General features: G+C 72.2%; 11 protein-coding genes, 1 pseudogene and 1 riboswitch. Of the genes and pseudogenes, 7 read left to right on the top strand and 5 right to left on the bottom strand.

The window, feature by feature from the left end; all coding sequences use genetic code 11:
• On the bottom strand, positions 1 to 107 hold a 107-nt coding region (locus ACGFX4_RS32900; RefSeq protein WP_393082320.1), incomplete at its 3' end, for an acyl-CoA dehydrogenase family protein.
• A gap of 395 nt (positions 108 to 502) precedes the next feature.
• Positions 503 to 832 (bottom strand): annotated as a pseudogene (locus ACGFX4_RS32895) (deoxyxylulose-5-phosphate synthase); the annotation flags it as partial.
• Positions 833 to 973: 141 nt separating this feature from the next.
• Between ACGFX4_RS32895 and ACGFX4_RS32890 the strand changes: the two are divergent.
• Complete coding sequence (locus ACGFX4_RS32890; protein ID WP_393082303.1) at positions 974 to 1,156, top strand: YegP family protein; 183 nt, start codon at positions 974 to 976, stop codon at positions 1,154 to 1,156.
• Positions 1,157 to 1,224: 68 nt separating this feature from the next.
• Here ACGFX4_RS32890 and ACGFX4_RS32885 read toward each other — a convergent pair whose 3' ends face one another.
• The 3 genes from ACGFX4_RS32885 to ACGFX4_RS32875 all read right to left on the bottom strand — a co-directional run bounded on the left by ACGFX4_RS32885 (position 1,225) and on the right by ACGFX4_RS32875 (position 3,729).
• Positions 1,225 to 2,601: an FAD-dependent oxidoreductase gene (locus ACGFX4_RS32885; RefSeq protein WP_393082300.1), complete on the bottom strand. Its 1,377-nt coding sequence runs from the start codon at positions 2,599 to 2,601 to the stop codon at positions 1,225 to 1,227.
• A gap of 158 nt (positions 2,602 to 2,759) precedes the next feature.
• A complete protein-coding gene (locus ACGFX4_RS32880; RefSeq protein WP_393082297.1) occupies positions 2,760 to 3,425 on the bottom strand; it encodes an MSMEG_1061 family FMN-dependent PPOX-type flavoprotein in 666 nt (221 codons plus the stop codon).
• Positions 3,426 to 3,480: 55 nt separating this feature from the next.
• Entirely contained in the window at positions 3,481 to 3,729 is a 249-nt protein-coding gene (locus ACGFX4_RS32875; protein WP_393082294.1) for an SCO4226 family nickel-binding protein, read from the bottom strand.
• A 195-nt stretch (positions 3,730 to 3,924) separates the two neighbouring features.
• Positions 3,925 to 4,052, top strand: a riboswitch (FMN riboswitch).
• Positions 4,053 to 4,235: 183 nt separating this feature from the next.
• Between ACGFX4_RS32875 and ACGFX4_RS32870 the strand changes: the two genes are divergently transcribed.
• The 6 genes from ACGFX4_RS32870 (at position 4,236) to hisG (ending at position 8,601) form a co-directional block, all read left to right on the top strand.
• Positions 4,236 to 4,898 carry a riboflavin synthase gene (locus ACGFX4_RS32870; RefSeq protein ID WP_393082291.1) on the top strand — a complete coding sequence of 221 codons (663 nt, stop codon included), beginning with the start codon at positions 4,236 to 4,238 and terminating at the stop codon, positions 4,896 to 4,898.
• Positions 4,895 to 5,533 (top strand): nicotinamide riboside transporter PnuC, encoded by a 639-nt coding sequence (locus tag ACGFX4_RS32865; RefSeq protein WP_393082288.1) that lies wholly within the window; start codon positions 4,895 to 4,897, stop codon positions 5,531 to 5,533. Before ACGFX4_RS32870 ends, ACGFX4_RS32865 begins: the two co-directional genes overlap by 4 nt.
• Positions 5,530 to 6,795, top strand: a complete 1,266-nt coding sequence (locus ACGFX4_RS32860; protein ID WP_393082285.1) for a bifunctional 3,4-dihydroxy-2-butanone-4-phosphate synthase/GTP cyclohydrolase II — start codon at positions 5,530 to 5,532, stop codon at positions 6,793 to 6,795. Before ACGFX4_RS32865 ends, ACGFX4_RS32860 begins: the two co-directional genes overlap by 4 nt.
• 56 nt (positions 6,796 to 6,851) lie before the next feature.
• Positions 6,852 to 7,337 carry a 6,7-dimethyl-8-ribityllumazine synthase gene (ribH, locus tag ACGFX4_RS32855; protein WP_393082282.1) on the top strand — a complete coding sequence of 162 codons (486 nt, stop codon included), beginning with the start codon at positions 6,852 to 6,854 and terminating at the stop codon, positions 7,335 to 7,337.
• Positions 7,338 to 7,426: 89 nt separating this feature from the next.
• Positions 7,427 to 7,699: a phosphoribosyl-ATP diphosphatase gene (locus ACGFX4_RS32850; RefSeq protein ID WP_345700399.1), complete on the top strand. Its 273-nt coding sequence runs from the start codon at positions 7,427 to 7,429 to the stop codon at positions 7,697 to 7,699.
• A gap of 53 nt (positions 7,700 to 7,752) precedes the next feature.
• On the top strand, positions 7,753 to 8,601 hold the full coding sequence (gene hisG / locus ACGFX4_RS32845) for an ATP phosphoribosyltransferase (RefSeq protein ID WP_393082279.1): 849 nt from the start codon (positions 7,753 to 7,755) through the stop codon (positions 8,599 to 8,601).
• Positions 8,602 to 8,606 lie beyond the last annotated feature (5 nt).

Here is an 8,606-nt window from a genome sequence, read left to right as displayed (position 1 = left end):
ACCTCCGCGGCGAACGGCGCGATCTTCGCCTCCGCCAGCGCACGCACCGACTCCCGGAGCATCTCGTGCTCCTCGGACAGCCGGAAGAGGTCGAAAGTGTCGCTCATGGTCTGGCGCTCCAGTCCGCCCCGCGAACCGGTGGGCTGCGGAACATGATCCGAACTGTAGGGAACTTAGTTCCCCAAGAAGACCACACTCCGTGCCAAATGGCCAGTCCCCACGCCGCGTGACGCAGCGCTCATCAGCCCCCCAGCACCATGCCCACCCGCACCTGACCCTCGCTCGCGCCCGACACCCGCACCAGCAGCTCCGCGCTGTCCCGGACGGGCTCGATCGCCGACACCGAGACGAAGGAGACGCCGTCGGACGGCACCCAGAGCCGGGCGCCCACCGCGAGGCGGCCCACCACCACCCGGCCGGTGACCGCCAGGCCCGTACCCGGCACCGGGCGGACGCCGGTCACCAGGAACTGCGGGGCCGGCGTGCCGTGCCCGTGGGCGGCGGGCAGCTCGCGCCGCACCAGCGCCTCGGCGAGGGGCTCGCCGGTGGCGGCGGCGTGGGCCAGGCGCTCGCGCAGCTCGAAGCGGGTGCGCGGCCGGTAGCCGGGGCCGCCGCAGCAGCTCTTGTGGAAGCGGACGCCCGCCTCCAGCAGGACCGCGAGCGTCCGCCAGGCGGCGGTGTCGCGGCGCCGGGGGGCGGCGAAGGCCGAGCCGACGTGGACCAGCGGCCCGGCGCAGCGCGGGCAGCGGCGTTCGTGGTCGCCCCGGTAGGGCTGCTTGTAGGAGGCTCGGCAGGGCAGGCAGACGTACGAGGTCTTCGCGGGGGATCCCATGGACGCTCAGGGTAGGGGGCGTTGGGCGGGGGGTGACGGTTTCACCCGGACGGCGGTACTGCGGCGGGTGCCCCGCCGTTCGGGGGCGGACGGTGGCGTCGTGGGCGCGCACCGGGCGTCCCGAGGAGAGGCGGTACCGAGATGGCGGGCAAGTTCGAGGTCTACCAGGACGCCAGCGGCAAGTTCCGGTTCCGGTTGAAGGCCGGGAACGGCGAGATCGTGGCGAGCGGCCAGGGCTACTCCACCAAGGAGGCGGCGCACAAGGGGTGCGAGGCCGTCCAGCGGGCCGCGGCCGGTGCGATGGTGATGGATGTCGCCAAGTAGCCGCGCTCCAGCGCTCCGGCCCGGACCTGCCGTGTGGGGCGGGGCCGGGCCGGAGCGGTGAGCGGGCGTCAGGGGGTGCGCAGGTCGCTCGCGGAGGCGTCGAGCATGGCGTCCCGCTCGACGACCTTGACCCGCTCGCGGCCCTGGGCCTCGCCGAGGGCCTTCTCGTGCGCGTCGAGCAGCTGCCAGCCCTCCCAGGTGGTGAAGTCGGTGCCGCGCTCGCGCAGGTGCGCGACGACGGCGTCCTCGGCCGGGTCGGTGGCGGCGAGCAGCCGGCCGGCCCGCTGGTCCTCGACGAGGCAGGCCACGGTCTCGTTGGCGTCGCCCTTGGTGTGGCCGATCAGGCCGACCGGGCCACGCTTGACCCAGCCGGTGACGTACAGCGACGGCAGGTGGGTGCCGTTCTCCAGTACCCGGCCGGCCCGGTGCGGGACGGTGGCGGTCAGTGCGTCGAAGGGGAGCTTGGGGAGCTCGTCGGAGCGGTAGCCGACGGCGCGGTAGACGGCCTGGACCGGCCACTCGCGGTGCTCGCCGGTGCCCACCGAGCCGCCCTGCCCGTCCAGCCGCATGCGCTCGGTGCGCAGTGCGACGACCCGGCCGTCCTCGCCGAGGACCTCGACCGGGTTCTCGAAGAAGTGCAGGTGGATGCGGTGCGGCCGGTCGCCGATGTCGCGGATCGCCCAGTTCTCCAGGGTGGAGGAGACCATGTCGGCCTGCTTGTTGGCGCGCCGGGTGGCGATCGAGCCCTCGTCGTAGTCGATGTCCTCGGGGTCGACGACGACCTCGATGGTGGGGGAGTGGTCGAGTTCGCGCAGTTCCATCGGCGAGAACTTGGCCTGGGCGGGCCCGCGGCGGCCGAAGACGTGGACCTCGACGGCGCGGTTGGCGGCGAGGCCGTCGTACACGTTCGGCGGGATCTCGGTGGGCAGCAGCTCGTCGGCGGTCTTGGCGAGGATCCGGGCGACGTCGAGGGCGACGTTGCCGACGCCGAGGACGGCGACCTGCTCGGCCTCCAGCGGCCAGGTGCGGGGGACCTCGGGGTGGCCGTCGAACCAGGAGACGAAGTCCGCGGCGCCGTAGGAGCCGTCGAGCTCGATGCCGGGGATCGGCAGGTCCCGGTCGGCGTCGGCGCCGGTGGCGAAGACCGTGGCGTCGTAGAACCGGTGCAGGTCCTCCAGGGCCAGGTCGTTCGGGTAGTCGACGTTGCCGAACAGGCGGACCTGCGGCTTGTCGAGCACCTGGTGGAGGGCGGTGACGATGCCCTTGATCCGCGGGTGGTCGGGGGCGACGCCGTAGCGGATCAGGCCGAAGGGCGCGGGGAGGCGCTCGATCAGGTCGATGGACACCCCCGGGTCGGCGGCGAGCTCGGACTTCAGCAGCGCGTCGGCGGCGTAGATCCCGGCGGGGCCGGCACCGACGATCGCGACCCGGACGGGGCGAGGCATGGGCGGATTCCTTCGGCTGGGGCTGGTGGGGACGGGCCCAGCCTTTCGCCGCCGGTGTCCGGGCGGTACGGGGGTCCGGCTTATGGGGCCATAAGTCGGACCTATGGTGGCTCGAAGAACTACTTGGGTGTCCTGCTCGTACCGGCTGCTCGTGCCGGCTACTCGTACCGGTACAGCAGCGACTCCCGCTCGGACTGCACGATGTCCTCCATCGTCAGCGAGGGGTCGCGCAGGTGGGAGAGGGTGATCTCGGCGGAGCTGGGCATCGCGTCCGGGGCGAGCCACCGCTCGGGCTTCCAGGCGTTGCCGCGCAGGAAGGACTTCGGGCAGTGCTGGTACACCTCCTCGGCGGCCACCACGATCGCGCTGCGCGGCGGCTTGCCGACGGGGGTGAGTCGGGCGAGCAGCTCCGGGTCGTCGGAGACGCAGGCCCGGCCGTTGATCCGCAGGGTGGTCTCCCGGCCGGGGACGACGAACAGCAGTCCGGCCCGGCCGGTGGAGACGATGTTGTGGAGGGTGTCGAGCCGCTTGTTGCCGGTGGCGTCCGGGATCGCGACGGTGAACTCGTCGAGCACCGCGACGAATCCCGCCGGGCCGCCGCGCGGGGTGGCGTCGCAGTGGCCGTCCGCGTCGGCGCTGGCCACGAAGACCAGGGAGGCGCAGGCGATGAAGCGGCGGGCCGCGTCGTGGATCCGGTCCACCGCCTTGCGGCTCACCAGGTCGCTGGGCCGCTCGTACAGTTCCCGCAGCCGCGCGGTGTCGCGGACGGCGGTGGACCGAAGGGCGTCGAACAGGGAGCCGGTCTGCGGCGGAGTCGTCGTCACGTACCGGCAATCTAGCCGACGGGCGATCGTCGGGGAACGGGTTGTGGGCCGGCGCTCAGACCACCAGCGGCACCGGGTGGATCTCGTCGGCCGGGTGGCCGGTCCGCTCGTGGATCTTCTGCACGGCCTCCCGGCTGGGGGCGTTGGACAGGCAGTAGACCGTGCCCGACTCCGGGTCGGCCCAGGCCTGCTGGAAGTGCACGCCCTCCTCGCCCTCGATCGACAGGTCGGCCTGGTGCGCCGCCTTCAACTGCTCCTCGGTGATGCCGGTCATCCCGTGGTGGACATCCATGAACATGGGCATCGCGCTCACACCTCCGTGCGGGGTCGCTCGTTCGCTCCTCCCAGGGTGCGCCCGGTCCGGTGATGTGTCGCGCCCGGGCGGGGCCGGCTATTCCCCGTGACCGGGCGGTCGCGGCGTGAAACAGACCACATGACACATCCCTCCTGCTGCGGTGCCCGGCGTGGCAGAATGCTGGCAGCAGTAGCAGTGACGTTCAGCGCACTCCGGGGTCGGTGAAAATCCGAACCGGCGGTTACAGTCCGCGACCCGTCCGCAGCCAGCGGCCGGTTGACCAGGTGAAATTCCTGGACCGACGGTTAAAGTCCGGATGGGAGGCGTGCGCGACGGACCAGGTACGACCGCAGGCCCCTCCCGGGGTGCCTGCGCGGAACGGAACGGGAGAACTCCCTTCCGCGGCGACGACGCCCGGAGGTGGAGCGGTCCCGTTGCCGCGCGTACCGCCTGTCCGTGTCAACTCCCATGTGCCGCCCCGGAGTCCGCGCCCTACCAGCGCGAGGAGAACCCGGGTGTTCACCGGCATCATCGAAGAGCTCGGCGAGGTCGTCTCCATCGAGGAGATCGGCGACTCCTCGCGGATCCGCCTGCGTGGCCCGGTCGTGGTGTCCGACGCCCGGCACGGCGACTCGATCGCGGTCAACGGCGTCTGCCTGACCGTCCTCGACGACAACGAGCAACTGGCGAAGGCCACCGGCGAGTTCAGCGCCGACGTGATGCGCGAGACGCTGGTCCGCTCCAGCCTCGGCAGCCTGAAGCCCGGCTCCCGGGTCAACCTGGAGCGTGCCATGGCGCTCGGCGCCCGGCTCGGCGGCCACCTGGTGCAGGGTCACGTGGACGCCACCGGCGCCCTGCTCTCCCGCGAGCCCGGCGACCTGGACGCCGAGGGTAACCCGCGCTGGGAGGTGCTGCGCTTCTCGCTCCCGCAGTCCATCACCCGCTACCTGGTGGAGAAGGGCTCGATCACCGTCGACGGTGTCAGCCTCACCGTGGTCGAGGCGGCCCTGGACTCCTTCACCGTCTCGCTCATCCCGGCCACCCTCGAACTGACCACGCTCGGCGCCAAGTCCGTCGGCGACCCGGTCAACCTGGAGGTGGACGTCCTCGCCAAGTACGTCGAGCGGCTGCTCGACACCCGCACCCTCCCCGACACCCTCGCCGGAGGCACCGAATGAGCTGGCTGACCGGCATAGCGTTCACCGCCTTCGGCGAGCAGGTGAAGTGGGCCGACATGATCGGCAACCTGATCGGCCTCGGCGCCCTGGCCCTCGGCTGGCGCCGCTCGGTGTGGAGCTGGCCGCTCCAGCTGCTGGCCGGCGCGGTGCTGATCGCGGCGTACTGGGGCGGCCAGGCCCCCGGCCTGATCGGCAAGCAGCTGATCGTGATCACCGCCGCGGTCTGGGGCTGGACCCAGTGGCGCCGCGGGCGGCGGGACACCGGCGAGATCGCGGTGCGCTTCGCCGACTGGCGCGAGCGGGCGGTCCTGGTGGGCGGCGCCGCGCTCGGCACCCTCGCCGTCGCCGAGCTCTTCACCGCCTTCCCCAAGCTCTCCTGGGCGCCCTGGCTGGACGCGTACATCTTCGTCGGCACGCTGGCCGCGATGTACGCCCAGGCCCGCGGCTGGGTGGAGTTCTGGTTCGCCTGGATCGCCGTCGACCTGATCGGCGTCCCGTACTCGTACACCCACGGGTACGTCTTCTCCGCGCTCACCTTCTCCATCTACTTCGTCCTGGTCCTGCTCGGCCTGGCCGGCTGGTGGACGAAGGCCCGTACCCGTACCGTCACCAGCCCGAAGGGGGCCCTGGCATGACTGACGACCCGACCCGCGACGAGCTGGTCCTCGACCCCGTCGAGCGCGCCGTCGCCGACATCGCCCTCGGCCGCCCGGTGATCGTGGTGGACGACGAGGACCGCGAGAACGAGGGCGACATCGTCTTCGCCGCCTCCGCCGCCACGCCCGAGCTGATGGCCTTCACCATCCGCTACTCCTCCGGCGTGATCTGCGTCCCGATGACCGGCGACGAGCTCGACCGGCTCAAGCTGCCCCCGATGACCCAGGTCAACGAGGACCGCAAGGGCACCGCGTACGCCGTCTCCGTCGACGCCCGGGACGGCGTCTCCACCGGCATCTCCGCCGCCGACCGGGCCCGCACCGTCCGGCTGCTGGCCTCCTCCGGCACCGAGGCCGCCGACCTCACCCGCCCCGGGCACGTCTTCCCGCTGCGCGCCGTCGAGGGCGGCGTGCTGGTCCGCCCGGGCCACACCGAGGCCGCCGTCGACCTCGCCCGCCTGGCCGGCCTCGCCCCGGCCGGCGCCATCGCCGAGGTGGTCAACGACGACGGCACCATGGCCCGGCTGCCCGAGCTGGTCGCCTTCGCCCGCGAGCACGGCCTGGCGATCATCTCGATCGAGGACCTGATCGCCTACCGCCGCCGCACCGAACTGCACGTCGACCGGGCCGCCGTCACCTCGCTGCCCACCGAGCACGGCGAGTTCACCGCCGTCGGCTACCGCGGCACCCTCGACGGCGTCGAGCACCTCGCCCTGGTCGCCGGCGGCCTCACCGAGGACGGCAGGCTGCCCGAGGGCGAGGACGTCCTGGTCCGGCTGCACTCCGAGTGCCTGACCGGCGACGTGTTCGGCTCGCTGCGCTGCGACTGCGGCCCGCAGCTGCAGGCCTCGCTGCGCCAGGTCGCCGAGGCCGGCCGCGGCGTCGTGCTCTACCTGCGCGGCCACGAGGGCCGCGGCATCGGCCTCGGCCACAAGCTGCGCGCCTACCAGCTGCAGGAGCAGGGCCGCGACACCGTCGACGCCAACCTCGACCTCGGCCTGCCCGCCGACGCCCGGGACTACTCGATCGGCGCGCAGATGCTCTGCGACCTGGGCGTGCGCTCGCTCACCCTGCTCACCAACAACCCCGACAAGCTCGCCGCGCTCACCGAGCACGGCCTCAAGGTGAAGGGCCGGCTGCCGGTCGCCACCGCGGCCGGCGAGCACAACCTCCGGTACCTGCGCACCAAGCGCGACCGGATGGGCCACGAGCTGCCCTGGCTCGACGACGACCAGCACTGAACCACCAGAACCCCACCCCGCAGCACCTGACAGCAGCCAACGAAGGAAGAGCAACCATGGCCGGCCACGGAGCCCCCGTCCTCACCCCGAAGAACTGCGCCGACCTGCGGGTCGCGGTCGTCGCCGCGCAGTGGCACGACCAGGTCATGAACGGCCTGCTGGACGGTGCCGAGCGCGCGCTGAAGGAGTTCGGCATCGAGGAGCCGACCGTCGTCCGCGTCCCCGGCACCTTCGAACTGCCGGTCGCCGCCAAGGTGCTGGCCGGCCGCGGCTACGACGCGGTGGTCGCGCTCGGCGTGGTGATCCGCGGCGGCACCCCGCACTTCGAGTACGTCTGCGAGGCCGCCACCCTCGGCCTCACCCAGGTCTCCGTGGACACCGGCGTCCCGGTCGGCTTCGGCGTGCTCACCTGCGACAACGAGCAGCAGGCGCTGGACCGGGCGGGCCTGCCGGACTCCGCCGAGGACAAGGGCCACGAGGCGGTCACCGCCGCCGTCTCCACCGCCGCCACCCTGCGGGCGCTCTCGGAGCCCCGGCGCTAGCCCGTACCGGTACGCGTTGTCCACCGGACTGTCCACGGTCCGGAATCGTTTACCGCCGCCTCGCCCGCACCCCGTAAGGTGAGCTCATCATGGCTTCGAAGACATTCGAGGAGCTCTTCGTCGAGCTCCAGCAGAAGGCCGCCACCGGCGACCCCGCGACCTCCCGTACCGCGCAGCTCGTCCAGCAGGGCGTGCATGCCATCGGCAAGAAGGTGGTCGAGGAGGCCGCCGAGGTCTGGATGGCTGCCGAGTACCAGTCGGAGGCCGAGGCCGCCGAGGAGATCTCGCAGCTGCTGTACCACCTTCAGGTGATGATGATCGCGCGCGGGCTGACGCTCGACGACGTGTACAAGTACCTCTGACCGACCGACCCCTGCACCGCACACCTGCCACCCCAGCGAAGGGTTACCGACTCATGCTCCGCATCGCCGTCCCCAACAAGGGTTCTCTCTCGGGTCCCGCGGCGGAGATGCTGCATGAGGCCGGCTACCGGCAGCGCAAGGACGCGAAGGAACTCGTCCTGGTCGACCCGGGCAACCAGGTCGAGTTCTTCTTCCTGCGCCCCCGCGACATCGCGGTGTACGTCGGCTCCGGCCGCCTGGACGTCGGCATCACCGGCCGCGACCTGCTGCTGGACTCCGCGTCCAACGCCGAGGAGGTGCTGGCGCTCGGCTTCGCCGGCTCCACCTTCCGCTTCGCCAAGCCGGTCGGCGTCGACGTCGACGACGTCAAGGGCCTGGACGGGATGCGGATCGCCACCTCGTACACCGGCCTGGTCGAGCAGCACCTGGCCGAGCACGGCGTCAAGGCCACCGTCACCAAGCTGGACGGCGCGGTGGAGACCGCGGTGCAGCTGGGCGTCGCCGACGTGATCGCCGACGTGGTGGAGACCGGCACCAGCCTGCGCAACGCGGGCCTGGAGGTGTTCGGCGAGCCGATCCTGATCTCCGACGCGGTGGTCATCCGGCCCAAGGGCGCGGGCGAGGACCCGGGCGTCGACCAGTTCCTGCGCCGTCTGCAGGGCGTGCTGGTGGCCCGCCGCTACGTGCTGATGGACTACGACATCCGCGCCGAGAAGGTGGGCGACGCGGTCGCCCTCACCCCCGGCCTGGAGTCGCCGACCGTCTCCCCGCTGCACACCGAGGGCTGGGTCGCGGTCCGGTCGATGGTGCTCCGCAAGGAGGCCCAGCGGATCATGGACGACCTGTGGGCGATCGGCGCCCGCGCCATCCTGGTCACCAACATCCACGCCTGCCGCCTCTGACCGCC

This window comes from Kitasatospora sp. NPDC048365 (assembly GCF_043200835.1).
Classification (GTDB): Bacteria; Actinomycetota; Actinomycetes; order Streptomycetales; family Streptomycetaceae; genus Kitasatospora; species Kitasatospora terrestris.
This window is presented reverse-complemented; position numbering and strand designations above follow the sequence as displayed.

Bases quoted from the DNA above. Each gene is read 5' to 3' on its own strand.
- ACGFX4_RS32890 (WP_393082303.1), top strand. From the start codon at position 974: ATGGCGGGCAAGTTCGAGGTCTACCAGGACGCCAGCGGCAAGTTCCGG.
- ACGFX4_RS32885 (WP_393082300.1), bottom strand. From the start codon at position 2,601: ATGCCTCGCCCCGTCCGGGTCGCGATCGTCGGTGCCGGCCCCGCCGGG.
- ACGFX4_RS32875 (WP_393082294.1), bottom strand. From the start codon at position 3,729: ATGCCCATGTTCATGGATGTCCACCACGGGATGACCGGCATCACCGAG.
- ACGFX4_RS32865 (WP_393082288.1), top strand. From the start codon at position 4,895: ATGAGCTGGCTGACCGGCATAGCGTTCACCGCCTTCGGCGAGCAGGTG.
- ACGFX4_RS32860 (WP_393082285.1), top strand. From the start codon at position 5,530: ATGACTGACGACCCGACCCGCGACGAGCTGGTCCTCGACCCCGTCGAG.
- ribH (WP_393082282.1), top strand. From the start codon at position 6,852: ATGGCCGGCCACGGAGCCCCCGTCCTCACCCCGAAGAACTGCGCCGAC.
- ACGFX4_RS32850 (WP_345700399.1), top strand. From the start codon at position 7,427: ATGGCTTCGAAGACATTCGAGGAGCTCTTCGTCGAGCTCCAGCAGAAG.
- hisG (WP_393082279.1), top strand. From the start codon at position 7,753: ATGCTCCGCATCGCCGTCCCCAACAAGGGTTCTCTCTCGGGTCCCGCG.